Genomic DNA, 25,655 nt, shown 5'->3' with positions numbered 1-25,655 from the left:
TTTTATGCTAATTTTAAGGTATCAGATCGTTTAAAATGAGACTAATATTTTGATTTATAAATTGATTAAAGGAAAATATTTTCTAATTTTCGTAAAACATTAGTCATATGTACCCTAAATTACTGCTTTTAGTAAATTGCCTCCTATTCGCTTTGTTGGCGTCGGCCCAGATCGATCAGACCTTGCAGAAACTGGATACTTACCATGAACGGCACATCAAGGAAAAGATTTATCTCCATTTGGACAAAAATGATTATTCGGCTGGCGAAACCATGTGGTTTAAACTTTACTGTACCACCGCCCCTTTTAATTATTTGAGCAACATCAGTAAAATTGCTAATGTAGAATTGATTTCTCCCACCAATAAGATCATTAAAAGTATCAAAATTCCAATTACACTCGGTCTAAGTATAGGCGACTTCAATCTGCCGGACACCTTGGAAGAAGGCTCATATCGCGTTAGATCATTTACCAGATGGATGCAAAATGACTCTGTAGCCAATTTCTATGAACGCGTCGTTCCCATTACAAATGGTCGATCTGATCATATCATAACGAGAAGTGAACTGGTCAAAAACGGAACAGAAAACTTGTTCCAGATTAATCTCAAAACCATTCAGGGAGCCCCACTGATTAATAACAGCATCAGTTATACCCTACAACCGAACAACAATAAAGAAAAATCCGGCCGACTGAAATCGAATGATAATGGAACAATAGCGTTGGAATTGAAAGATGACTTTAAAGGCGGGACACTGTCTTTACAATTTCTTTCGCTGGATAAAAGACGTATTCTAAAAAGTTTTGTCATCCCGGATCCAAACAACCAAAATAGCATCCAAATTTTCCCCGAAAGTGGCGAACTAGTCAACAACATATTATCCAAAACTGGGTTCAAAATCCTTAGCCCTAATGGTTTAGGAAAAAAAGCAAAAATAAAAGTTGTGGAGGAAAATCAAACAACAGTTGCCGATTTTGAAACCAATTCACTGGGAATGGGAAGTATCCCGCTCGTCTTACAGACGGGAAAAAAATACGTCGCTACAGCCCTCTTCGAAGATGGATCGTCAACAAGTGCGTCATTACCGCCTGTACAGAATTCCGGATATGTTCTAACCGTAAATTCGGTACTAAAGGATAAGATTGCAGCGCAACTTTCCGCTACTGCAGACTTGGTCAATGGCAAAGATATTTATCTAATAGCCCAATACAATGGCCTTGTACTTCATGCCGCCAAGCAGAAACTAAACGGAGCGGAGATCCTATTCAATATTCCCAAAAAAAACCTGCCATCCGGAGTTTTACAGTTGTCCATCTTAACAGACCAAATGATTCCTATTGTGGAAAGACTCGTGTTTAACTACAATACGACATCGACTTTACTTCCTGTCTCCGTAGAACTCAACAAACCCAGCTTCACAACACGCGATAAAGTGATCGCAAATCTTTCCGTTAACTATGAAGATAGTGACACCACGAGGTTTGCTGCGCTCTCTGCATCAGTGGTAAACCTCAGTAAGGTTGATTCTACGACAGACCGCTATTATTCATCTATTGTCTCGGAGCTTCTATTGAAATCTGATCTTCGCGGCTTTATTGAACGTCCCAATTACTACTTTGCGGATTTAACGAACATCAAACTCACAGAACTGGACAATCTCATGCTGATCCAAGGTTGGCGCAAGTTGGACTGGAAGAATTATACAAGTACAGCAACCCCTGCGTTCCCTCCTGAAAAAGGACTTACCATAGCTGGCACCATCAAGAAAACGGCCCGCAAGGCTGTCGTTCCAAATGCCAAAGTAACAATTATACCGACGAGCAACATGTTGCTGAGTATAGATACACTGACCGATAATAATGGCCGATTTTCATTTGACGAACTTTTATTTGCAGACAGTGTCAAGTTTATTGTGACAGGTGATGGCCCTAAAGAGAAAAAAAGAGTTGATATTGTTATCGACAACCCGCTCACCCCACCACCTAATGCAAGTAAAGATCAACCCTTGTTGCTTAACGACATCAATACCACCTTGCTTACACAACTGAAAAATAGTCAACAGTTTCTTGGCGAATTGGAAGCGGCTGGTATTATAGAAAAAAGTATCCGATTGGAAGAGGTACAGGTCAACAGGGTAAGAACAACTAAAGCCGACAAAAACTCCAGAAACCTCAATGGGCCAGGAAACGCCGATCAAGTCATCTCTGCAGACGAATTATCCGGCTGTGCTACATTTGCTCAATGCCTCAATGGACGGCTAAATGGTGTTATTTTTCGAAATGGTATCCCTTATAGCACAAGATCGATGAATAGTCCGATGCAAGTTGTTCTCGATGGAATGTATATTGAACCCGAACAAATAGATATGATCAACACGGCCGACATTGCGAGTGTTGAAGTCTTGCGTAGTATTGGAAACACGGCAATTTATGGCATGTATGGGGGCAACGGTGTTATCGTGATTACCAGTAAATCGGGAGATGCCATCTCCTCATCGTATACCCCCACAGGCATTGTAACCATCACGCCAAAAGGGTTATATGTGCCTCGAACATTTTTCAAACCCCAATACGATGCAACAATCCAAAATAAGCTTACACGCGACCTAAGGACAACAATCGCCTGGGAACCGAATCTGATCACGCCAAAAGATGGGAAAACACATTTCGAATTCTTCACTTCTGACGAACCCGGAACCTACAAACTAACCGTTGAGGGAATAAGTATGGATGGCAAAATTGCTCATCTCGAATATTTAATAGCGGTAAAACCACAATAGCAGAGCAAACAAATCGTTAAATTTAGAAACAAGGTTATGGAACATATTAAAACCAAAATAGAAGATCATATTTTAAGCATTTTCCTCGACAGGGGAAAGTCAAACGCCATAGACACACAGCTATTGAAGGAACTGATAGATACCTTGGAATCTTCCCAGCAAAATGAAGCTATTTATGGTGCAATATTGATTGGCAAGGAAAACTTCTTTAGCGCAGGACTTGATCTAATTACCCTATTCCAATATGATGAAGAACAAATTCGCGAATTCTGGAATTTATTTCTGGAAGCGACATCGCTACTCGCCGCTTTTCCAAAACCAATAGTTGCTGCAATATCTGGTCATAGCCCCGCTGGGGGCTGCGTACTGGCGCTCTGCTGTGATTATCGGATTATGGCCGAAGGGAATTTCGTGATCGGTCTTAACGAGATTCCTGTCGGACTAATCGTCCCTGAAAGTATATTTCAGCTTTATGCGTTTTGGATTGGAAAACGGAATGCGTATCAGAATTTGCTCGAAGGTAAATTGCTTTCTCCTGTAGAAGCAAAAACACAGGGTCTTATTGATGACATTGTTCCCGCTAATATACTCTTCAATACCGCAGCAAAAAAATTAAAACAGATCACGCAGTTCAACCAAAAGACATGGCAGACATCCAAATTGAACTTCCGAAAGGAAATAATCCTTAAATTGCGCGAGAATAGAGAAGAGACAATCCAGCACATCCTCGAACAATGGTGGCTTCCGTCAACGCGCTCTATTTTAAAGTCAATCATTGAAAACTTGACTTCTAAGAAGTAATACTAAACAAAATCATCATGAGAAATCTCTTTTTCTTTATTCTTATTTGTCTCACTGCAAGCACGATCTCCTGCAGAAATAGTAAAAAAGAAGATAAGGCTGTAAAAATCATTCAGGATTCAATTCCTGTGGATACCCTACAAAAACCTGACACGACTGAAAAGGAAGTAAAGAAAGAGAACTCCGAAACGCTGGAGGAGGTATTGGAGAAACTTGCCAAGGCATATGCAGAACAGGACAGTAAAACAATAAATTCCTATGTACATCCCAAATTGGGAATTTATATGATCTACCGTCCCGGCGCACTTGACTCTTATGTACACCAAAACAGTTTTAATTTTTCTAAACCTGTGCCAGAATATCATTCTTATGAAAAGTTAACGTACAAGGGCCCTTTGAAGTCCGGAAAACTACCTATTTTTGATTGTGGTACGATGAAGTGGGATAAATCCGGATTCTATTATGATAAAAAATCCCGCCCGAATGAACTATCTCAAACGGCAAAGTTCATGAATGAAATTCTTGATGCCAAAATTAGTAATACTGAATTACAGCGACTAAGAAATATAGAATCCAGAAGTTATAGAGCCATTATGACCTCCAATGAGCATGAGGAACCCTTTGTTTTTCATGTGACAAAAGAGGGAGAAAAATGGTATATTACAGTCATAGACCGCGCTTATGCCGGATGTGACGCATAGTATTTTGTAAATTTTAACCAAACTTAACGATAATGAAAAATTTAGATAAGGACATACAAAAGAAAATCGAAGATTGGTTAACCCCAAGTTATGATGAAGGAACTCGAAAAGCAGTTCAGGATTTAATCGACAATAATGAGGAGACGGAACTTACGGATTCTTTTTACAAGGATCTTGAATTTGGAACCGGAGGTTTAAGAGGCATTATGGGCGTTGGCTCTAATCGTATGAATAAGTATACGATCGGCAAAGCCACGCAAGGATTAGCCAACTATCTAAAGAAACAGTTCCCAGATCAGGAGATTAAAGTAGCGGTATCTTATGACAGCCGTAACAATTCGCAAGCTTTTGGCCAGCTGGTTGCCAACGTGTTTGCAGCCAACGGCATCAAGGTACATCTGTTCACGGCATTGCGCCCGACCCCAATGCTGTCGTTCGCCATCCGCCATTTCGGCTGTCAAAGTGGTGTTATGCTAACGGCTTCGCACAACCCAAAGGAATACAATGGTTATAAGGCTTATTGGAATGATGGATGCCAGCTGACTGCGCCACATGATAAAAATGTAATCGATGAAGTAAACGCAATCAATGCTGTGAACGACATTAAATTTGAAGGGAACACACACAATATCATTCCCGTCGGCGATGAAATTGATCAGCTCTATATTGACGCCAATAAAAAATTAAGTATTCATCCTGAAGCGGTACTCGCTCAAAAAAACTTGAAAATTGTTTTTTCGCCGATACATGGAACCGGAATTACTATTGTCCCTAAAATGCTGGAAGCCTGGGGATTTGAAAATGTTTCAGTCGTTGCTGAACAAGCCACCCCTGATGGCAACTTTCCAACAGTAATCTATCCAAACCCCGAAGAGGAAGATGCGATGGCCTTAGCAAAGAAAAAAGGAGAAGAAATTGATGCTGATCTTGTATTAGCAACAGACCCTGATGCCGATCGTGTAGGTATTGCCGTAAAAAATAGTAAGGGCGAATTCCAACTGCTCAATGGTAATCAGATCGGAAGTCTACTGATATATTATGTCTTAAGCGCAAAAAATGAGCTAAAGCAGCTAGGGGCAAATCCTTATATTGTAAAGACTATCGTAACAACAAATCTAGAGTCAGAAATCGCAAAATATTTTCGGGTCCCTTGTTATGAAACCCTTACAGGCTTCAAATATATCGGTGAATTGATCACAAATTTAGGTGATTCAGCACAGTATCTGGTGGGCGGGGAGGAAAGTTATGGTTACCTAGTAGGTGATCTCGTGCGGGACAAAGATGCGCCGAACTCTTGTGCTTTCCTAGCCGAAATGACCGCCTATTTCAAAACAAAAGGAAAAACAGTTTACGAAGTCCTGTTAGATATCTACAAAGAATTTGGCTGTTATCAAGAAAAGCTCATTTCTCTTACAAAAAAAGGAAAAGCTGGTGCCGAAGAAATTCAAGCCATGATGAATGGCCTACGTCACAATCTACCAACGATACTGGGAGGAATAAAAGTCAAAGAAATCAGGGACTACCAACTTTCCCAAACCACAGATATGAGTACAGGGGAGCGAAGAGCAATCTCGTTACCAAAGTCTGATGTGTTGCAATTTATTACAGTAGATGGCGATGTGATCTCTGCCAGACCCTCAGGAACAGAACCCAAGATTAAATTTTACTGTTCTGTAAAAGAAAACTTAACGGATACTGCAGATTATGTCGATGTGCAAACTGTTTTGGAAGAGAAGGTTGACCGTATGATGAAAGATATTGTAGGCTAATGGACAAGTGGAAACTATTATCCTCTGCATATATCTGTAAAGAGCCTTGGGCCACGCTGCGCAGAGATACTTGTGAGCTTCCGGATGGACGGATCAATGATCATTATTACGTACTGGAGTATCCCGATTGGGTCAATATGATCGGAATCACTGAGCAGAACGAGCTTTTGGTCATTAAGCAATACCGCCATGGAGCCGGCATTATTGCATTGGAGATTCCCGCAGGGACAACAGAAGCGGGAGAAGATCCTAAAAATGCCGCTGTGCGTGAAATGCTTGAAGAAACAGGCTATCAATTTGATCAGATTGAAGAGATCGCCACACTTTATGCCAATCCGGCGACAAGTGGCAATATCACTTATACTTATCTGATGACAGGCGGCAAAAAAGTTCAGGAACAGGACTTAGATGAACATGAAGAAATCGAAGTCTATCGTATACCGCTTGAAGAAGCGAAAAGGATGCTACTGGACAACAAATTCAACCAGGCACTCCATGCGAGTGCGCTATTCTATGCTTTTAATAAATTAGGCTTGTTATAAAACAAGCCTAATTTTATTCTGTTTTTTTCATTCATACTTTTAATTTTCACTAGCATGCTGATTTTTGTACCTTTGCGTCATGGCAAGAGAAATTTTTGAAACCAAACGAAAGGCCCTGAAAATAAATCTGAACCCAGAGATTTATGGAACCTTTGCAGAAATCGGTGCTGGACAGGAAGTCGCACGTAACTTTTTCAACGCAGGAGCAGCATCAGGCACAATTGCTAAAACAATGTCGGCTTACGACATGGCTTTCAGTGATGCGATTTATGGTGAAGAGGCTGATGGTCGTTACGTCAGCAGAACACGTTTAAAGAAAATGCTCTCCCATGAATTCGATCTTCTTACCCAACGGCTTCATGGCGATAAATACTGCAACAAAAAATTCTTTGCCTTTGCAGATACCGTAACAACGCTCAATTTCACGAAGACAAATGAACCTCATGGCTGGATCGGACTTCGCTTCCAGCATGAAGTGGGAGGCCCTACAAATGATATTATTGTCCATGTAAGACTGCTAGACAGCGACAACCAATTACAACAAAAAGTTTTAGGTATCATTGGTGTTAACCTGTTATTTGCAGCTTATTATTATACAGACAATGTGCAGACCATGATCGAATCATTGGTCGATAACCTTTCTGTTGGTTCCGTTGAGATTGACCTGGTTAAATTAAACGGACCGCTGTTTGAAAACGTCAACCAACGTCTCATCAACTTATACCTGATCGCAAAGGGATTTGCTAAAGCCGCAATATTCCAGCCTGATGGCAAAGCAGTACAAATCAAAGATTATCTGTACAAAAAGAACATTATTTTACTTCGTACCAAATACCGTCAGAAATCCCTTCCAAACTTTGATCTCTTCAATCTTGCCGTTGAACAGTTCAAAAAAAATACGGGTGCAACTGACGCAGACACCATTGTATTAATTGAGGTGCTGATGGGAAATGTCCTGGAAGACACGCATGAAATTACAGGTGAGGACCTTCAGGAATTTGCTTCTAGAGCTGACGAATTATGTGCAACAGGCAATAATATTATCGTTAGCAACTTTAGAAGAAATAATCATTTAGCAGAGTTTATAAGCAACTTTAAGCCCAAAAACATTGGAATTGCAACCAACGTTTACAATTTAAAGAACATTTTCAATTCAGATAATTATAATAAAGAGCTATACACAAATGAACTCCTTTCCTATATCTCTGGAATGTTCAACAAAAATGTGAAACTCTATGCATATCCTTATCTCTTGAAAAAAGAAAATAAGATTATTACGACGCACAATATGCCCGTTTCTGAAGAAGCCAAACCTTTGTTTGAATTCTTAATTAAAAACGGCTATATCATCGATATTGAAAATTACGACGAGAAATTTGTAAAAACCGTATAAGCAAATCGTCTGCAAAATTTAAATTCTTTATCTAGCCCAATTTTCTTAAATTGGGCTATCTTTATTTTTATGCCTTATGACGCAAGAAAATGTAATCCTGGTTGACAGCAATGACAATATGATTGGTAGCATGGAGAAATATGAAGCCCATGAAAAAGGGCTATTGCACCGTGCTTTTAGTGTATTTTTGTTCAATGATCAAGATGAATTACTGCTGCAACAAAGAGCTTTAAGTAAATACCACTGTGGCGGACTTTGGACCAATAGCTGTTGCTCGCATCAGCGTCTGGGAGAAACTAACGTAGAGGCCGCCAAAAGGCGCTTAATGGAAGAACTGGGCATTATAGCAATGGACCTTCAAGATACCTTCTCGTTCGTTTATAAGGCTCAATTTGACAACGGACTTACGGAGCATGAATTCGATTATGTCTTATTTGGAAAATTTAATGGAACTCCAGAATTTAACGAAGAAGAAGTTGCCGAAACAAAATACTTGAATCGGCAGGAAATTCAAGATGCAATACAACAGGCACCCCAGCAGTTTACGCCCTGGTTCAAACTCATCTATGAACGTGCTTTTGATACGTATTTCAGTATATATAAAAACAAATTATAACGGTCATATACCATACAAAAAAGATCCTGCCTTTTAAAAAGCAGGATCTTTTTTCTTTCGTTTGGTGAAGCACTATAAGGATTTTTTATAGATGGAATAAAGAATCTTAAGGTCATTCTCTCCCATGAACGCTGTATTTACGTCCTGCTGAATGTAGTGAATCTTAAATGCTTTTATTGCTGCATCCGGGTTACTCACATCGTATCCGATGATACGTAATGCCATTTTCGGATTAAAGTCTGCTGGCGGCGTCTCTAAATAGTCCTCATACCAAAAACCGAATCCTTGATCAGCCAGTTTTTTCCAAGGAAAACGTGATGGATCGTTTTTTCGAGTTGGTGCCAGATCCATATGTCCAATAAAATTTGCCTGCGGAATTCTATAAGTCGTTTTTAAATAGGCCAGCAACTGCGTCAAGGCATTTATCTGTGCATCAGTCCAAGGGTCAGTGATCCCATTATTGTCTAGCTCAATGCCAATAGAAGAAGAATTGAGGTCCGTATCATTGCCCCATTTCCCCAACCCTGCATGATGCGCACGATAGAGGTCATTGACCATCTGCACTACTTTCCCATCCCGACCGACCACATAATGGGAGCTTACACCTGCTTTCGCGGAATGAAATGTACGGATGGTCTGTCCCAAGGAATCCTGTGCTGTATGATGAATAACAACAAAATTGGGCTTACGGATACCGAAATTAATCGAGGCGATCCATTGTTGATCTTTGACATTCACCTTCTCCAATTGACCGGTAACAGGCGATTGTTTATAGAGTTTTGACAATTCTTTTGCTTGCTTCTTATATACCTTTTCAGTCTTTGCGTATTTCCCCCCCGCACAGGACGCAAGCAATGCTGTCGCGACAAGAAGATTGATTGATAATTTTACAATTTTCATAACGAAATGTTTCAACGCAAACTAAAGCAAATTTGCCAACAAAAGCAAATTTATTAAGTCCATCTTATTGTCCGGGATATTTTCCAAACGCTCTTTTCTCATGCATATGTGGGACAATGTTGGTTGTTAAACTGGGACAATACAGTTTTAAAAAAAGCCCAAACCAATGTTTGAGCTTTTCCCTATCAACTATGCATTTCTTCTTTATAGAATAATTACGTTTTTATTATTTTAGTGCGCTGAGGTTTAATTTTGGCAAAAAACCTTTTAGCTCGTCCAGGCTATACCCATTTCCCCGAAGGGTAATTAAATAGCGATCTTTCTCGAGATAACTTATTTCGGAATTTTTCGCCGTTGAGCCTTCCACTCCTTTGCTATCCGTTGTTTTTGCCCGTTTGCCTTCAAACTCGCCAGTTTTTTCTATTTCAGTATCTGTAATTTTCTCTGAATCTACCATGAAGCCCATTTGCGCTAAGCCCACGATTGCCGAAGCTGTCTCGCCCGCCCCATCAATAATATTGACTTTAATTTCCTTTTGGTTATCTACAGTATATGTCGCCTCTCCAGATACAACCTCTGCCCCATACATGGATCCGCCAGAATAGGAAGTTCTTTTTAAACCATCTAAGCTTTCCGGTAAAAAAGCCTTCAACTCTTCCGAACTTAATGGTTTTTCGGATTTAAGTTTGGCTTGAAGGTCTTCCAATTTTTTTGCTCCATCACTCAGGTTATCCAAGTTGGATACTCCTTTAACTACATCCGAAATCCCAGCCTCTTTCTCCTTAGCATCTTCACTCCCTTCACTGGATTTGCTGTTGCCGCAGCTCGCGACCAAAAGGCCCAGTCCTAAGAGAACAGGCATTACTTTCCATTGTCTTTTCATCATTATCAGTTTTAATTAAAACGCCAAAAAGAACAAAATAATATAATTAATCTAAATTTTAAAATCTGTTTGTATACGATCCTTCGACGGTAAAGTTTAACCAGAGTTCCATTCTATTTTTCTTTTACCCATGCACCTGAACAGATTGCACAAAAAAAGGCCCCTATACGAATATAGAGGCCTTCATTATATTATAGCTACCGAGACTATGCTTCGGCGTACTCTTCAATAGATGGACACGAACAAATCAATGTACGGTCACCTTGAGAGTCGTTTACACGACCTACCGAAGGCCAGAATTTCCGTTCTCTTACATACTCCAATGGGTATGCGGCTGTTTGACGGCTGTAAGGTCTATCCCACTCGTCTGCGGTTACAACCGAAGCAGTATGTGGTGCATGTTTCAGTACATTGTTAGCTTGATCTACCGCTCCTGCTTCAACCGCTGCGATCTCTTCACGGATAGCAACTAATGCATCACAGAAACGATCCAATTCAGCCTTAGACTCTGATTCAGTAGGCTCAACCATCAATGTTCCTGCAACAGGGAAAGAAACAGTTGGTGCGTGGAAACCATAATCCATCAAACGTTTTGCAATATCTGCAACCTCGATACCAAAGTTTTTGAATCCACGGCAATCTAAGATCATTTCGTGTGCACAACGTCCGTTAGTACCTGAATAAAGTACTGGATATGCATTTTCTAAACGCGCTTTAATATAATTTGCATTTAATATTGCTGTTCTTGTCGCATTTGTCAAACCTTCACCACCCATCATCGAAATATAGGCATGGGAAATAAGCAAGATTGATGCTGAACCAAATGGAGCTGCAGAAACGGCAGAGATGCCCTCTTCACCAGAAGTAGAAACCACTTCGTGGTTAGGTAAGAAAGGAACCAAGTGTTTTGCAACACCGATAGGCCCCATACCTGGACCTCCTCCACCGTGAGGAATACAGAATGTTTTATGGAGGTTCAAGTGACAAACATCAGCGCCAATATGGCCTGGGCTTGTCAATCCAACCTGTGCATTCATGTTCGCACCGTCCATGTAAACCTGACCACCATTTGCATGAACAATTTCACAGACTTCAATAATAGACTCTTCAAATACACCGTGTGTAGAAGGATAAGTCACCATCAGTGAGTTCAAGTTTGCAGCATGTTCAGTCGCTTTTGCTCTTAAATCTGGAATATCGATATTTCCCAATTCATCACATTTCACAACAACCACTTTCAATCCAGCCATAGAAGCAGAAGCAGGGTTCGTTCCGTGTGCAGAAGCAGGAATCAAACAGATATTACGTCCGTGATCACCACGGCTTTCATGGTAAGCACGAATAACCATCAGACCAGCATACTCACCTTGTGCTCCTGAGTTTGGTTGGAAGCTCATTTTTGCAAAACCAGTGATCTCAGACAACCAATCGTTCAATTCGCCAATCATTTGCATATATCCAGAAGTTTGATCTGCAGGAGCAAATGGATGCAAACCACCAAATCTCGCCCAAGTAACTGGTACCATTTCGGCTGTAGCATTCAATTTCATCGTACATGACCCCAATGGAATCATCGAGTGGCAAAGCGATAAATCTTTTGCTTCCAAAGATTTGATATAGCGCAACATCTCATGTTCAGAATGATAGCTATTAAAGTTTGGATGTGTTAAGTAGGCAGAAGTACGTACTAAATCGGCAGGAATTGAAGAACCTAAATTCTCTTCCAATGCATCGAAATCTACGTCATTCAATGTTTTACCTTGAATTTTAGCAAATACTTTGACAATTGTCTTGATATCTTCGTATGTCGTTGTTTCGTCGATAGCAATTGAAACTTCCGAACCATTGTAATAGAAGTTTAATTCGTTATTTAATGCTTCAGATTTCAAAGCACCAGCATGACCACCTAAGTCTACACGTAGTGTGTCAAAATAAGCTGCATTCAATTGCGTATAACCCAATGATTGTATTGCTTGATCCAATAGGTTGGCCAATGCATTGATACGTGATGCTATATTTTTGATTCCTTCAGGGCCATGGTATACGGCATAGAAAGAAGCCATAATCGCTAAAAGAGCTTGTGCAGTACAAATATTAGAAGAGGCTTTATCACGGCGGATGTGTTGTTCACGAGTCTGCAAAGCCATACGCAATGCATACTTTCCATTTGAATCGGAAGTAACACCGATAATACGACCAGGGATATTACGTTTAAAGCTGTCGCGTGTCGCAAAATAGGCTGCATGAGGACCACCAAAGCCCATCGGTACACCAAAACGTTGGGAATTACCAACAACAACATCTGCACCCCATTCTCCCGGAGGCGTTAATAATGCTAAGCTCATCAAATCTGCCGCCGCACACACGGTAATATGCTTACTGTGAGCTGTAGCCGCAAATGATTTATAATCGACAATGGAGCCATCAGCAGCAGGATATTGAACAAATGCAGCAAATACATCATCTGTTAATTCTGATTCAGCAATAGCCGCAATTTTAAGCTCGATACCAAAAGACAAAGCGCGGGTCTTCAATACATCAATCGTCTGCGCATAGGCATTGTTCGACACCAAGAAAACATTAGCATCTTTATTTTTCCGAGCTGAATAAAGCATAAACATGGCTTCAGCTGCAGCCGTAGCTTCATCCAACAAAGAGGCATTGGCAATTTCTAAACCTGTGAAATCACAAATTACAGTCTGGAAGTTCAATAAAGCTTGTAACCTACCTTGTGCAATCTCCGCCTGATAAGGCGTATACTGCGTATACCATCCTGGGTTTTCAAATACATTGCGTTGAATGACGCCCGGAAGGATTACATCGTAGTAACCTTGACCAATAAAAGATTTAAAAACTTTATTTTTCTCAGCGATTTCCGCAATACGCTTTAAATAGGCTACCTCAGACAATGCTTTGGGAAGATTTAAAGGCTTTGGAGCACGAATTTGAGAAGGGACCGTTTGGTCAATAAGCTGGTCAATTGACGAAACGCCTAATTTAGCCAACATTTCATTCGCTTCAACTGGACTTGGGCCATTGTGGCGACTTTCGAATTTTTCTTGGAAGTGTATATTGCTCATGTGTGCAAAAAGTTAACGCTTATAGATAGTTAGCGACATAATAATTAGGCAATTAACTCTCTTATAAACAGTCGTTTTTTGGATGAGCAAAGATAGCAAAATAAATGACTGAAAACGAAGCAAAAAAGTGGATAAAAAGTCAGTTTTACTGAGCTACCGAAATGCATTCGATTGTCTTTGTCAATTAATTTTTGGATTAACCTCAAACATACAGGTTGTTCATTATAAATATAACAAACAATACAACAATCGCTTGCCACAATTTTAAAAAAAGATAGGGTTATCTGTTATTTCACCCACGCATTTCTTTCATTACTTCACTATTCTTTTTTGCAATGCCCATGAATTTTCAATAAATTAGTATATGTACCAATTGTAAAGTGACTTCGAAATAACGATATACACTTTTTTGCTAAGAACAACTGATATCAAGGGTATGTTGCGATCAGAAATCTTAACAAAGAAAACATTATCCAGCTAGGGAAGCATCTCTTTTGACAAATGTAAATTATCACAAAAAACGAATATCATTTCTTTTTAACGAATATAAAACAGCGAAGTAACGATTATAAACCATGAGAAAACAGGTAACAGACAGCGTTCTTTTAGTAAGACCCTCTGTCTTCCGTAAAAATGAACAGACTGCGGTCAACAACTTCTTCCAAAAGGATATCGAAAATCTCAGTACAGAAGAAGTCAACAAAGAAGCGCAAGGAGAATTTGACGCGCTAGTAAATGAATTGAAGTCACATGGAATTTTGGTGACTGTCATTCAGGACGACGAAAAATCAGAAAGCCCCGACAGTATATTCCCCAATAATATTGTCTCCTTTCATCAGGATGGAAAAATAATTTTCTATCCTATGTTTGCTCCAAATCGTCGAAAAGAACATTTATTGGATTTCGAAGGTCCATTGAAGCAAAACGGTTATTATGTAAAACTAACTAAGGATCTCAGTGAAGCCGAAAACAACAAACAATATCTGGAAGGCACTGGCGCACTCGTTTTGGACCGTGCGCACCGTATAGCCTACTGTGCCTTATCCGAAAGGGCAGACAGAAGTATGCTCGATGAATATTGCAGAACTGAAAACTATACACCTGTTGTATTTCACGCCTTCCAAACTGTCCATGGAGAGCGGAGACCTATCTATCACACCAATGTGGTGCTAGCCGTAGGCGAAGACTTTGCCATCTTATGTCCGCAGGCAATTGACGATCCCGCCGAGCTCAAAACCCTACTGAAGAGTTTGAAAGATACAGGCAAGGAGATCATTGAAATCAACGAGAACCAACTCGAATCTTTTGCGGCAAACTGCCTACAGGTAAGAAATAAATATGGGAATCGGTTTATTGTCCTGAGCAATCAGGCTTTATCCTCATTGACTTTATACCAAACAGCGCAATTAGAAAAGCATGGTAAAATTATTCATCAGGATCTTCATGTTATCGAAACATGTGGTGGTGGAAGTGTACGCCACATGATGGCCGAAGTTTTTCTTCCGAAAGAAAAAATACTGAGCTAGCCATCAAATATCACGATGCTAGCGGAAAACATCCTTTTAGCAGGTCTACTCTACCACTTTAGGCTTACGAATAAACAAATAAAATGCCCCTTGAAGCCATTGCTCCAAGGGGCATTACCTTTTCTAAAACAATCTAATTTCTCCAGCCAATTTAGAACGAATACCTTAATCCCAATTGGAATTGATAAGGGTTACCCGAAGGTGATACAATTCCAGAGTTGTTTACATTATAATTAAACTGCTGTTTCGTAACATCAAAAGGCACCAATTTCTCTCCCGCGGCATCCTTTCCGCCTAAAGCATATAGATTTTGATTACCCAAAGACTCATTTACGCCCCAAGTCTTCTTAAATAAGTTGGCAACATTGAAAAGATCTCCCGATACCTCCAATGCATGGTTTTTATATAAATTGAATTTTTTAGCGATTCTAAGGTCGATCAAGCCATAAAAACCATTCACTCCACCATTACGCTCAGCTATTTTACCTTGATATTTTTTAATAAAATCTTTAAGGCTCTGACTCGCTTCTGGATTATTCAACAAATTATTCAATCCAGTAATCAGCTGTTTTGACGTATTGGGATTATTGGGATCAAAGATAAAGGCCAGATCATTGTCCCCAGCAACAAAGTCTCCATTTATATTTCCGCCGGCCAACAAACTGTATCGCGTACCGCCAATACCGGAGTACCGTACTCCCACGCTGACACCATAAAATGTTGGTAAAGTGCCATAGATCACAATCTTATTGCGGAATTGATTGTTCGAATAACTCATTTTGCTCAAATCGCGCGGATCATCTTTTACTGCCAAAGATAAGGTCGCTGTATTCGCCACGTTTCCATTGAAAGAAGTATTATCTTTCGCATCATTCCAGGTATAGCTAACCGATATAGATCCATCTTTGTAATATTGATAACTTGCATCCAATACGACTGCAAACTGATTCACTTTTCCTTCAGAGTTCAATTCTAGTACGCGGCCGAATTTATTGGAAATCCTTCCTTTTTTCCAATCCGGAGCCCCATCAACAATCGATGCCGCAGGAACAAAAACTCCCCTATTGTCTTCATTCGCTAATCTGAAGAACGGATCTTTCACCATATTACGATCCACATACATATAGTTATTACGCCCAAGATTCATATACCCTGAAAGACTCGCTTTTAACTTTTCGGTAAAGAAATGCGTATAAGATACATTTGCCTTGTAGACTACTGGAATTTTAGCGTCGGGTCCATAGGTATTGATCGTAGGTACTTGAAACTGCGCCAATGTTGGTGTTGTTAACGGGTCCTTTCTATAGCCCACAAAATTAGGTGTAGGTACATCATTACCTCGGACATCAACCGTCGCAAAATGCTTACCGTCAAAAGTCAAGTTATTGATGGTCATATAATTGTTAATATCTGAAGCGAAAACACCTGCTCCTATCCGGAAAAAGTCCTTTCGTTCTTCATTCACATCCCAAGTCATCTGGAAACGCGGCTGTACAACAAAAGATTTCAATTTATGATCTGTACGTACCCCAACTTCTTTCAGCAATTCTTCATTCAAAGGAGAGGTTGGATAATGACCATAATCCAATCGTAATCCCGCAACTAGATCCAACCCCTGTGCCAACTTGGTCTGTAACTGACCATATGCACCGGCATTGAATATCTTACCGACCACAGCTGGATCACTTACCAAAGGAACTTCACGATAATAAGCATATGGCTTCATGTCGTCAAAGTTTTGCATGGCTGTCTTTCCATCACTCGGCCTAAAGTGAAAGCGTCCATTGACCTCACTTCCATAAATCGAGTTTGCATGGGTATACATCAAGTCGACCCCAAAGGTATAATTGATATTATCGGTACTGTAATAGATATTATTAACAAGCTGAAATACATTATTTTTAAAAGATTCCTGTGCAAAACGATGTCCGCCCAATTGCAATGTGGTCTTTTTATCTTCTCCAGCGACCTTAGATACTGCATCCTCTACAATTGCACGGGGAATATTTTGACTAGGTAAAAGATCTCCTGGACTACTTTTTTGATAGGTATAGAGATGTTGTACTTTCAATTCATTTGTTACCTTAGGTGAAATAGTCGTACGCAAAGTTGCCAATAGACTGTTATCAATGTTTTTATCATTTCCGTAAGATTCATACAAGGTAATTGGCTTATTATCCTGTAATCCCAACTTATTATTATCACTTGTAAAGTTATTTCGGATCGTCAATAAGTTTTTCTCATTAATTTGCCAGTCAATTCTTCCAAAAATCGCGTCAGACCCTCGCTTTTTATCAAAAGCGCCATATTGACGTTCATTGCCCAATCCATACTTGTTACGTCCAATATTAACAAACTCATCCAAGGTGGCATTAGTAACATTAAATCTCTTCTCGTCGGCCTCAGAATTGATATCCGCAATAATCAGTGGGCGGGCATCCCGTTGATGATCCCATGCAACAAAATAATGCAATTTGTCTTTAATGATCGGACCGCCCAATGTAAATCCATATTGATAGGTAGAAAAATCATTGCTTCGTTTGTTTCCTCTGATATCGTAGGGACTGGACAACCAATCGGCCCTTGAATAAAGCCAAGCGCTTCCGTGCGTTTGATTTGTTCCCTGTTTGGTCACCGCACTAACGGTTCCGCCGCCCGCTCTTCCGTAGGTTACGTCATACTGGTTGGTGACCACTTTAAATTCCCGGACTGCTTCTATCGAAATGGAGAAAGGTGCGCCGCTACGGCTGGTTGTCGAACCTGCAGAAGTCGGATTTTTGGCATTCATACCATCGATGGTAAAATTGGTAGAAGAGCCCAACTGGCCACCGATATTATCTCCCTTACTCAAAGGAGACAAATCCATTAGCGACGTAAAATTCCGGCCGTTGACAGGCAACTTCGCGATATCCCTGGCTGTAACCGCGGTAGCGGCACCTAGATTTTCTATTTTATTCTTCAGCGTACTTATTCCTGTTAATTCAACAGTTTCCAATACATTCGACGTGTTTTGAATAGGAATGGTCAAGCGTACAATATCACCCTGATTTAAATTAAATCCCGAACGAACTTGTTCGCCATAACCTATATAAGTTACTTTGACGGTATAGGGACCACCTAAAGGCAACTCCTTAAAGTTGAAATCACCATTTGCATTGGTTGAGGTCTTCGTTGTGAAACCGGTCGATTCATTCCGTACTTCGATGGAAGCACCATGAACCCCTTTGTTGTTCTCGTCCGTAATCTTTCCGGAAAACCCGGCTTGGGTCGTTTGTGCGTACAACCCTGTTCCAAGTGCGATGGCACACGTTGTAAGTAGAAATTCTTTCATTTAGTTGTTGGTTGTGATAATGAAAGCAAAACTACATCGGAACTGTAAACAGAAGCTAAACGAAATATTATGAAATTATAAACAAAGCATTTCAACGTGTATATAAACAAAATGAAACTTCTTTAGGAAAAAAAGACAATATCGGAAAAGGCAACAAAAGTATTTTAATATAGGGATAGAAATATCCCGATACTGCAAACATCATGATTTAGCAGACAGTAACAAAACGAACGCAAACTGAAAATTCTTTCTGGCCAATAATATCACAAAAAAGTCAGCCGAAGCTGACTTTCTAATATAAAATTGTAAACTTAAAATCCAATGGATTAAAGTACTTATAAAGGTCCCTAAAGAGGCTATCACCATATTTGACATAAAGCAAAGCGAAATTTTCAGAGCGCTCCTGCAGTCCTCCACCCGGAAAAAGCTTTTCCTTCACGTTATCAATATCCGTTAAAGCATGCTGATGGTTCCGCTTCTCAGCTTTCATCAGCTTTTTCTCCAAATTATTGATCGCTTTCTTTAACCTTGCTTTTACGGCTTCAGTGCTAGGACCCAAACTTGGATCTATTTTATGAGTTCTTAACCTTATCTTACCAAAAATGGCGTTCAGCTCCATCCATTCGTCATTGAGATTCAGTCGTTCTTTGGTATGACGTCGAACATACTCTTTTTTCAGCACTTCTGCCGGCCGAAAAATACTCTTAAATGTAAGATCAACACGAAACAACTTAGCTGCAACGTTGTCCTCGGTAATCATTGCTGAGTTACGAGGGATCAAAATTGGAAAATCTACCTGATATTGGTCAAAGTTGGATTTTAACTGCATCCAATAGACCATTTCGGCGCCACCGCCAATATAAGCAAGATTGGGAAGTATAATTTCTTGATACATCGGCCGCATGACCACATTTGGACTGAAACGCTCTGGATAACGCTCGATCTCCTGCTCCAGCTCTGCTTTGGTAAAATAAATATGCTGGTGCAATACTTCGTATCGGCCGTCAGCAGTCAGTACTAAACGCTCTCTAAATTCGTCCGTCAAATAAAAGAAATTAATCTCACGGGCATGCACTTGGGTAGAGAAACCATTTGATTCCAACTCTTCCGATCGCGCTGTTATTGCCTTAAAGCTTTTTTCAGAGAAGATATCTTCCTTAATAATTGGCTTGAACAGTTCCTTCAATTCCCGGTCATCTGCATCGACGATCAAAAGACCGTAAGACTTAAACAACTCATTGACCATATACCGTGTTGCATCTGCTAATCGATCATGGTTCAAATAGGCTTCTTCTACAATGCGTGTCAGCCTGGTCGAATTTTCGGAAAGCCCTAAAATATTGGTATACTGCTTCACAGCATCAACGATTGTTGCGGTATCCATTCGCCCCGTAGCAGAAACAGCAGGAGTATCCCAAGCAATTTTCTTACCGAAGACTTTGGTGTGGTTGATCTCTTCAAAATCATGATCTTCGGTTGCCATCCAATATACTGGAATAAACGTTTTATCAGGATGCTTGGCATGTAAATCTTCAGACAAACGTATTGCCGTCATGATTTTAAAAATAAAATATAAAGGCCCTGTAAAAATATTGAGCTGATGCCCAGTTGTAATGGTATAGGAATTTTGGTCGAGCAACAGTTCTATATTGGCCGCTACAGCAGGAGAATCCTTTAATAGTTCGCCATATTGTTTTTTAAGACGCTCAACAAGAATTTCCCTGTGTTCAAATTTCTTCTTTTCGTTCAATTGCTTTTCAAAACCAGCCCAGGTAGGCCAATTCCCAACAAAAGGTTTTAAGGCTTCATCATGTGCCAAATAGGCTAATAAAGTCTTGGAGAAGCTATTTGTTTCACTATATTCAATATAAGTTGCCTTCATCTGCAAATTTTATTAATTATTCTCTATTCTTAATTGATAACCAAAATCCCCCAAAGCAACCTGACATGGCAGTGAATCTTTTCCGTTAATAGAACCTATTTTCAATTTCAATCAGAAGGCTGATTCATCCTGAAACTACAGGCTTTCTTGAATCTGATTTTAAACGGCTATAGATTGTTTAAAATGGGGATTGTACGTTTACAAATGTATCTAGTTTGCCCCGACAAAATAGTGAATTTTCACAAAAAGCTTGTCCCGCTTTTAAATTATATCATTTTACTGACAATTGCCTATAAACAAACGGGCCTCCCTNNAGGGAGGCCCGTTTGTTTATAGTATCATCTATAAGCTTTTATACTTATTTCCTTACAATCTCACCATATAGATCGAAATCTTCAGCTCGGTCGATTTTTACCTGAACAAAATCACCAATGCGTGCATAAGAATCTACCGCGGGAATCAAGACCTCATTGTCGACCTCCGGAGAATCGTATTCTGTCCGGCCAATAAAGTAATCGCCGTCTACCCGATCAACCAGTACTTTATAGGTATTACCGACTTTGGACTGATTGATATCGTACGAAATACCTTGCTGTATTTCCATGATGGCTTCCACCCGTCCTTCTTTTACTTCCTGTGGCACATCGTCCTCCAGAGAATGTGCGTGCGTCTTTTCTTCATGAGAATAGGTAAAACACCCTAATCTGTCAAAACGGGTTTCTTCAACCCAATCCAACATCTCCTGAAAATCCTGTTCAGATTCACCTGGATAACCACAAATTAATGTTGTACGCAAAGCGATATCTGGAACTTTGTCACGTATTGCGTTGACAAGATCAATCTGTTTCTGTTTTGTTGTACCTCTTCGCATAGACTTCAACATCGGATCAGATATATGTTGTAGTGGCATATCCAAGTAATTACAGATATTCGAACGTTCGTTCATTGCGTCCAAAATATCCATTGGGAAACCCGAAGGATAGGCATACTGCAGTCTGATCCATTCGATACCATCAACATCTGACAAATGGCGCATTAAATCAGAAAGATTGCGCTTTCCATAAATATCTAAGCCATAATAGGTCAGGTCTTGTGCAATCAGAATCAATTCTTTCGTGCCGTTCGAGGCAAGAAATTTTGCCTCTTTGACAAGATCGTCAATGGATTTAGAAACGTGTTTACCACGCATCAAGGGAATTGCACAAAAAGAACATGGTCGGTTACAACCTTCAGCGATCTTAAAGTAAGAAAAATGCGAAGGTGTTGTCAATAAGCGCTCACCCAATAACTCGTGTCGATAATCAGCACCAATGGATGACAATAGCTCCGGTAAATCGTTCGTACCGAAAAAGGCATCAACATTGGGGATTTCAGCCTGTAACTCCGGCTTATATCGCTCAGAAAGACAACCTGTAACGATCACTTTGTTGATTTTACCCTGATCTTTTAGATCCGAATATTGTAAGATCGCATCAATTGACTCCTGTTTGGCATTATCAATAAAACCGCAGGTATTGATTACGACAATATCATTCGCTTGTATATTGGATGCTTCATGCACGACTTCCATCTGATTGCCCTTTAACTGGCCCATCAGGACTTCACTATCGTGAATATTTTTCGAACAGCCCAAGGTTACCACATTGACACGTGGTTTATTTATCAAAGGGGCTGGTTTCGCGTATTTTGTCTTCATATGATTAGACGGTAGACTCTATTTGAAAAGGGAGTCGACAAATTCCTTTTTGTTAAACAACTGAAGATCACCAATTTTTTCACCTACACCAATATATTTCACCGGGATCTTAAATTGATCAGATATACCAATAACCACCCCGCCCTTCGCCGTTCCATCGAGTTTCGTCAATGCTAAAGCGTTCACATCGGTTGCCTGTGTAAATTGCGTACATTGCTCAATGGCGTTTTGCCCTGTTGATGCGTCCAAGACCAACAAGATTTCATGTGGTGCACCTGGAACAACCTTTTGCATAACATTCTTAATCTTCGTGAGCTCATTCATTAGCCCAACCTTATTGTGCAAACGGCCTGCGGTATCAATGATACACACATCTTCGCCATTTGCTACTGCCGATTTCACGGTATCATAAGCCACTGAAGCAGGATCCGAGCCCATGGCCTGAGCGACAACACGCACGCCAACACGCTCACCCCATAATTTAAGTTGATCAACAGCAGCCGCCCGAAAGGTATCCGCTGCCCCCAATACAACTTTGCTTCCAGCTTGTTTCAGCTGATGAGCCAGTTTGCCAATAGTCGTTGTCTTGCCAACCCCATTGACACCTACAACCATAATAACGTATGGTTTATGATCGCCATAATTGAAATTCTCGAAATCAGCACTATTGTTCTCTGCCAGTAGCGTTTGAATTTCTTCTTTCAGGAGATTGTTGAGCTCAGAAGTAGAAACGTACTTATCTCGGGCAACACGGGCCTGTATGCGATCAATGATTTTTAAGGTAGTCGTAACCCCAACATCAGAAGTAACCAAAACCTCTTCCAGATTATCCAGCACATCGTCATCTACTGTTGATTTACCAACGACAGCTTTTGTAATCTTGGAAAGAAAGCCTTCTTTTGTTTTTTCCAAACCTTTGTCTAAGGCCTGTTCTTCTTCTTGTGTTTGTGGTTTTTTCTTAAAAAAATCAAATAATCCCATGGAGTGTAGTAGTGAAAATTGATGTTCAAATATAAACAAATGTCCTCAACAAAAAAAGCCCTTTCGGTAGGATACCAAAACGGCTATTTTTATCGAATTCTTTTTAAAGAAAAACTTTAAAAAAGGAAAATGCTACTCGTTATTTTTGAGCTGCAGCAACGACGTCTTTCACTTTATCGTTGTGAACCATACCTTCTTTGAAAGTATACGCGCCAGTTTTTGCAGATTTAGTAGTAATAATAACCTTTGTAAATTCTTTACCGCCACCTTTTTGTAACGATGCAACTGCTTTCTTTGCCATGGTATATTAATATTTTACTTAGCCTCTCTTTCAAGTGCTAAGATGTGTGACTTACTTAATTTCTTTATGAACAGTAACTTTTCTCAATACTGGGTTGAATTTTTTCAATTCCAAACGTTCAGTTGTGTTCTTTTTGTTTTTAGTAGTGATGTAACGAGACATTCCCGGAAGACCACTTTCTTTGTGTTCAGTACATTCTAAGATAACTTGTACTCTATTTCCTTTTTTAGCCATTGTTTTACTTTATTTTGAATCCTATTATAGGATTGAAATTCATGAATAATCTTAATGTAACAGGCGCGACAATCAATTAGATTGACCCTTTAACGATAAATTTATTGATCGCTGCTGTAATCCCGTTCTTATTGATAGTCTTGATAGCAGAAGTAGATACTTTCAACGTAATCCAACGATCTTCTTCTGGAATGTAAAAACGTTTCGTTTGTAAATTTGGATAGAATTTACGTTTAGTTTTAACGTTTGAGTGAGAAACGTTATTTCCTGTTAACGCCGCTTTGCCTGTTAAATCACAAATTCTTGACATGATATTATTTTTTTGTTGTCTTTATTACAATATGTTAATCCTTTGCACTCTCTGCAAAGAGTTTGCAAATATCTATATTTTTTTTTGGATAAGCAACAAGATAATTGGAATTATTTTTAAAAATAGTTCTACATAGGAATGGTAAGGGCAAAAATAAAGGATTTTATTGTATTATATTTGCTCTGTAAAGAAAAATAGTTTTCAACAATTCACATTTATGAACAAATATCTTCGCAAGGGCTTAAGGGAAATAATCATTGGTGTCGTACTTGTGATCTTGGGATATTATCTCATGGAACAGCGTTCCAACTGGTATAAACTTGCTATGCTTGTCGGAGTTATTGCATTTAGTATCGGTGTCCTGACTTTAATCTATCGCATGATTCGTAAGGTAGACCGAAATGCCATTATGGAGATGCGTGAAGAATCGCATAAAAAAGATAAAGAAGGAGATGCTGAACAAAACTAGGGGTATAGTCTTAAAAACAACCAACTATTCGGAGAGTAGCCTTGTGGCGCAGATATACACCGAACAGTTTGGTATGCAATCCTATCTCATTACGGGCGCAAGGAAGCCCAAAGCAAAGATCAAGGCCAATATTCTTCAACCCTTACATTTACTGGAAATTGTCGCTACACATAAAGATAATGGTTCTTTACAGCGGATCTCCGAAGCGCGTCAAGTCCCTGTCTTGCAAGAAATACCTTATGATATTGTTAAAAGCTCGCTCGCACTTTTTCTGAATGAAATACTCTATAAAATTCTGAAGGAACAAGAAAATGACGATTATCTTTTTGAATTCATCCATCAGTCTGTACGTTGGCTAGATGAAACGCATTTAAATCTGGCCAATTTCCATCTTGTTTTTTTAATCAAGCTAACCCGCTTTCTCGGGTTTTATCCCGCTGAATCAAAACAGGCCCACCCTTATTTTAATCTTCATGAAGCTACCTTCTCCGATAGCCTTCCTGAACACCCGCTTGTATTACAGGAACCACATACGTCAATTTTCAGAAATTTAATCGAATCCGAATATTCGAATTGTGACCGCATAAAAATGACCGCTTCTGATCGACAATTCCTGCTGGAAAAAGTGCTCGACTTCTATCGTCTCCACCGCACAAATTTTAAAGAAATAAAATCGCTCTATATACTCGAAGAAATATTTAGATAAGCTACGCACAGCTTTCTCCTTTGAAAGCGAATTCTATGCTGCCTTTAGATCCAAAACAGGCGGATGAACGCGGCTATTCTTTTGCGCAAGCGCAGCAACTGTAGCTCTTCCAAACACTTACCCTTTTATAATAATTGATCTCTCGGATAAATTCTTGGTACATTTATTGTAACAAAATTGAAATAACATTTTGATTTACTAGCATCATTTTCACCTAAAAAAGTCTTAAAATATGGAACTTAAAGAAAACTTTTTAAAGGTTGTTCGAGACAACTATGCCAACTTTGAAGGAAGGGCTCGCCGTAAGGAATATTGGATGTTTTTCCTTGCAAATCTCATCATTAGCGCAATATTTGCAATACTTGGACAAATTGCAAGCTTATTTACGTATGTCTCAGGTTTAGTAAGTTTAGCTTTACTAATTCCTGGAATAGCCGTTACGGTCCGAAGATTACATGACACCAATAAATCAGGCTGGTTTATATTAGTTGCATTGATTCCATTTATTGGTTGGATCTACCTGCTTTACTTATTGGTACTGGAAGGCGACAAGGCTTCAAATCAATATGGTCCAGATCCCAAAGCGCTGGAAAACGTAACAAATCATCCTTTTACTCAAAGCCAAGATCCCTTCGGTTCTTCTCTGCCACAGGACCCATTTGGAAGTTCACAACCATCAAATCCTACGCCACCAGCACCTGATAAAGATCCTTTTGCTTAGATGCTAACAGCATAAAAAAAGAAGCTGTCTCAA

Annotated in this window: 21 protein-coding genes; 11 read left to right on the top strand and 10 right to left on the bottom strand. The window is 39.7% G+C overall.

Annotated features, from left to right (window positions below):
• Nucleotides 1-107 precede the first annotated feature (107 nt).
• From B2O97_RS15985 to idi, 7 genes are all read left to right on the top strand, one after another.
• On the top strand, nt 108-2,780 hold the full coding sequence (locus tag B2O97_RS15985) for a carboxypeptidase-like regulatory domain-containing protein (RefSeq protein WP_286767694.1): 2,673 nt from the start codon (nt 108-110) through the stop codon (nt 2,778-2,780).
• Between the two features lie 36 nt (nt 2,781-2,816).
• Nucleotides 2,817-3,581 carry an enoyl-CoA hydratase/isomerase family protein gene (locus B2O97_RS15980; RefSeq protein ID WP_070562530.1) on the top strand — a complete coding sequence of 255 codons (765 nt, stop codon included), beginning with the start codon at nt 2,817-2,819 and terminating at the stop codon, nt 3,579-3,581.
• A 17-nt stretch (nt 3,582-3,598) separates the two neighbouring features.
• Entirely contained in the window at nt 3,599-4,282 is a 684-nt protein-coding gene (locus B2O97_RS15975; RefSeq protein ID WP_286767693.1) for a hypothetical protein, read from the top strand.
• A 32-nt stretch (nt 4,283-4,314) separates the two neighbouring features.
• Nucleotides 4,315-6,051 carry a phospho-sugar mutase gene (locus B2O97_RS15970; protein ID WP_070562536.1) on the top strand — a complete coding sequence of 579 codons (1,737 nt, stop codon included), beginning with the start codon at nt 4,315-4,317 and terminating at the stop codon, nt 6,049-6,051.
• Nucleotides 6,051-6,593 carry an NUDIX hydrolase gene (locus B2O97_RS15965; protein WP_201639932.1) on the top strand — a complete coding sequence of 181 codons (543 nt, stop codon included), beginning with the start codon at nt 6,051-6,053 and terminating at the stop codon, nt 6,591-6,593. Before B2O97_RS15970 ends, B2O97_RS15965 begins: the two co-directional genes overlap by 1 nt.
• Nucleotides 6,594-6,672: 79 nt before the next feature.
• Entirely contained in the window at nt 6,673-7,986 is a 1,314-nt protein-coding gene (locus tag B2O97_RS15960; RefSeq protein ID WP_201639933.1) for a nicotinamide mononucleotide adenylyltransferase, read from the top strand.
• Between the two features lie 76 nt (nt 7,987-8,062).
• Nucleotides 8,063-8,602: an isopentenyl-diphosphate Delta-isomerase gene (idi, locus tag B2O97_RS15955; protein ID WP_201639934.1), complete on the top strand. Its 540-nt coding sequence runs from the start codon at nt 8,063-8,065 to the stop codon at nt 8,600-8,602.
• A 72-nt stretch (nt 8,603-8,674) separates the two neighbouring features.
• On the opposite strand, the gene B2O97_RS15950 is transcribed toward idi, so the two are convergent.
• From B2O97_RS15950 to gcvP, 3 genes are all read right to left on the bottom strand, one after another.
• Entirely contained in the window at nt 8,675-9,502 is an 828-nt protein-coding gene (locus B2O97_RS15950) for an N-acetylmuramoyl-L-alanine amidase (RefSeq protein ID WP_286767692.1), read from the bottom strand.
• Between the two features lie 226 nt (nt 9,503-9,728).
• Nucleotides 9,729-10,388 carry a hypothetical protein gene (locus tag B2O97_RS15945; RefSeq protein WP_286767691.1) on the bottom strand — a complete coding sequence of 220 codons (660 nt, stop codon included), beginning with the start codon at nt 10,386-10,388 and terminating at the stop codon, nt 9,729-9,731.
• 203 nt (nt 10,389-10,591) lie between these two features.
• Complete coding sequence (gene gcvP / locus B2O97_RS15940) at nt 10,592-13,465, bottom strand: aminomethyl-transferring glycine dehydrogenase (protein WP_286767690.1); 2,874 nt, start codon at nt 13,463-13,465, stop codon at nt 10,592-10,594.
• A gap of 575 nt (nt 13,466-14,040) precedes the next feature.
• Between gcvP and ctlX the strand changes: the two genes are divergently transcribed.
• Entirely contained in the window at nt 14,041-14,991 is a 951-nt protein-coding gene (gene ctlX, locus B2O97_RS15935) for a citrulline utilization hydrolase CtlX (RefSeq protein ID WP_070562556.1), read from the top strand.
• Nucleotides 14,992-15,142: 151 nt separating this feature from the next.
• Here ctlX and B2O97_RS15930 read toward each other — a convergent pair whose 3' ends face one another.
• The 7 genes from B2O97_RS15930 to rpmB all read right to left on the bottom strand — a co-directional run bounded on the left by B2O97_RS15930 (nt 15,143) and on the right by rpmB (nt 23,726).
• Nucleotides 15,143-18,322, bottom strand: a complete 3,180-nt coding sequence (locus B2O97_RS15930; RefSeq protein ID WP_112375185.1) for a TonB-dependent receptor — start codon at nt 18,320-18,322, stop codon at nt 15,143-15,145.
• Nucleotides 18,323-18,614: 292 nt separating this feature from the next.
• Complete coding sequence (bshC, locus tag B2O97_RS15925; RefSeq protein ID WP_112375184.1) at nt 18,615-20,204, bottom strand: bacillithiol biosynthesis cysteine-adding enzyme BshC; 1,590 nt, start codon at nt 20,202-20,204, stop codon at nt 18,615-18,617.
• 358 nt (nt 20,205-20,562) lie between these two features.
• On the bottom strand, nt 20,563-21,900 hold the full coding sequence (rimO, locus tag B2O97_RS15920) for a 30S ribosomal protein S12 methylthiotransferase RimO (protein ID WP_286767689.1): 1,338 nt from the start codon (nt 21,898-21,900) through the stop codon (nt 20,563-20,565).
• An 18-nt stretch (nt 21,901-21,918) separates the two neighbouring features.
• On the bottom strand, nt 21,919-22,881 hold the full coding sequence (gene ftsY, locus B2O97_RS15915; protein WP_046672598.1) for a signal recognition particle-docking protein FtsY: 963 nt from the start codon (nt 22,879-22,881) through the stop codon (nt 21,919-21,921).
• A 139-nt stretch (nt 22,882-23,020) separates the two neighbouring features.
• Nucleotides 23,021-23,182 (bottom strand): DUF4295 domain-containing protein, encoded by a 162-nt coding sequence (locus tag B2O97_RS15910; RefSeq protein ID WP_070562566.1) that lies wholly within the window; start codon nt 23,180-23,182, stop codon nt 23,021-23,023.
• A 51-nt stretch (nt 23,183-23,233) separates the two neighbouring features.
• Nucleotides 23,234-23,416: a 50S ribosomal protein L33 gene (rpmG, locus tag B2O97_RS15905; protein WP_002998409.1), complete on the bottom strand. Its 183-nt coding sequence runs from the start codon at nt 23,414-23,416 to the stop codon at nt 23,234-23,236.
• A gap of 76 nt (nt 23,417-23,492) precedes the next feature.
• A complete protein-coding gene (gene rpmB, locus B2O97_RS15900; RefSeq protein ID WP_046672597.1) occupies nt 23,493-23,726 on the bottom strand; it encodes a 50S ribosomal protein L28 in 234 nt (77 codons plus the stop codon).
• Nucleotides 23,727-23,943: 217 nt separating this feature from the next.
• On the opposite strand from rpmB, the gene B2O97_RS15895 reads away from it, so the two are divergent.
• The 3 genes from B2O97_RS15895 to B2O97_RS15885 all read left to right on the top strand — a co-directional run bounded on the left by B2O97_RS15895 (nt 23,944) and on the right by B2O97_RS15885 (nt 25,622).
• Nucleotides 23,944-24,195, top strand: a complete 252-nt coding sequence (locus tag B2O97_RS15895; protein WP_112375183.1) for a signal peptidase — start codon at nt 23,944-23,946, stop codon at nt 24,193-24,195.
• Entirely contained in the window at nt 24,179-24,901 is a 723-nt protein-coding gene (gene recO / locus B2O97_RS15890) for a DNA repair protein RecO (RefSeq protein ID WP_112375182.1), read from the top strand. Before B2O97_RS15895 ends, recO begins: the two co-directional genes overlap by 17 nt.
• Before the next feature lie 232 nt (nt 24,902-25,133).
• Nucleotides 25,134-25,622, top strand: a complete 489-nt coding sequence (locus tag B2O97_RS15885; RefSeq protein ID WP_112375181.1) for a DUF805 domain-containing protein — start codon at nt 25,134-25,136, stop codon at nt 25,620-25,622.
• Nucleotides 25,623-25,655: the final 33 nt, after the last annotated feature.

The sequence above is a fragment of the Sphingobacterium sp. UBA865 genome, assembly GCF_002295765.1.
GTDB lineage: Bacteria > Bacteroidota > Bacteroidia > Sphingobacteriales > Sphingobacteriaceae > Sphingobacterium > Sphingobacterium multivorum.
Note: the sequence above shows the minus strand (reverse complement) of the source record. Positions and strands in the feature narration are given on the sequence as shown.

Bases quoted from the DNA above. Each gene is read 5' to 3' on its own strand.
- B2O97_RS15985 (WP_286767694.1), top strand. From the start codon at position 108: ATGTACCCTAAATTACTGCTTTTAGTAAATTGCCTCCTATTCGCTTTG.
- B2O97_RS15980 (WP_070562530.1), top strand. From the start codon at position 2,817: ATGGAACATATTAAAACCAAAATAGAAGATCATATTTTAAGCATTTTC.
- B2O97_RS15975 (WP_286767693.1), top strand. From the start codon at position 3,599: ATGAGAAATCTCTTTTTCTTTATTCTTATTTGTCTCACTGCAAGCACG.
- B2O97_RS15970 (WP_070562536.1), top strand. From the start codon at position 4,315: ATGAAAAATTTAGATAAGGACATACAAAAGAAAATCGAAGATTGGTTA.
- B2O97_RS15965 (WP_201639932.1), top strand. From the start codon at position 6,051: ATGGACAAGTGGAAACTATTATCCTCTGCATATATCTGTAAAGAGCCT.
- B2O97_RS15960 (WP_201639933.1), top strand. From the start codon at position 6,673: ATGGCAAGAGAAATTTTTGAAACCAAACGAAAGGCCCTGAAAATAAAT.
- idi (WP_201639934.1), top strand. From the start codon at position 8,063: ATGACGCAAGAAAATGTAATCCTGGTTGACAGCAATGACAATATGATT.
- B2O97_RS15950 (WP_286767692.1), bottom strand. From the start codon at position 9,502: ATGAAAATTGTAAAATTATCAATCAATCTTCTTGTCGCGACAGCATTG.
- B2O97_RS15945 (WP_286767691.1), bottom strand. From the start codon at position 10,388: ATGATGAAAAGACAATGGAAAGTAATGCCTGTTCTCTTAGGACTGGGC.
- gcvP (WP_286767690.1), bottom strand. From the start codon at position 13,465: ATGAGCAATATACACTTCCAAGAAAAATTCGAAAGTCGCCACAATGGC.
- ctlX (WP_070562556.1), top strand. From the start codon at position 14,041: ATGAGAAAACAGGTAACAGACAGCGTTCTTTTAGTAAGACCCTCTGTC.
- B2O97_RS15930 (WP_112375185.1), bottom strand. From the start codon at position 18,322: ATGAAAGAATTTCTACTTACAACGTGTGCCATCGCACTTGGAACAGGG.
- bshC (WP_112375184.1), bottom strand. From the start codon at position 20,204: ATGAAGGCAACTTATATTGAATATAGTGAAACAAATAGCTTCTCCAAG.
- rimO (WP_286767689.1), bottom strand. From the start codon at position 21,900: ATGAAGACAAAATACGCGAAACCAGCCCCTTTGATAAATAAACCACGT.
- ftsY (WP_046672598.1), bottom strand. From the start codon at position 22,881: ATGGGATTATTTGATTTTTTTAAGAAAAAACCACAAACACAAGAAGAA.
- B2O97_RS15910 (WP_070562566.1), bottom strand. From the start codon at position 23,182: ATGGCAAAGAAAGCAGTTGCATCGTTACAAAAAGGTGGCGGTAAAGAA.
- rpmG (WP_002998409.1), bottom strand. From the start codon at position 23,416: ATGGCTAAAAAAGGAAATAGAGTACAAGTTATCTTAGAATGTACTGAA.
- rpmB (WP_046672597.1), bottom strand. From the start codon at position 23,726: ATGTCAAGAATTTGTGATTTAACAGGCAAAGCGGCGTTAACAGGAAAT.
- B2O97_RS15895 (WP_112375183.1), top strand. From the start codon at position 23,944: ATGAACAAATATCTTCGCAAGGGCTTAAGGGAAATAATCATTGGTGTC.
- recO (WP_112375182.1), top strand. From the start codon at position 24,179: ATGCTGAACAAAACTAGGGGTATAGTCTTAAAAACAACCAACTATTCG.
- B2O97_RS15885 (WP_112375181.1), top strand. From the start codon at position 25,134: ATGGAACTTAAAGAAAACTTTTTAAAGGTTGTTCGAGACAACTATGCC.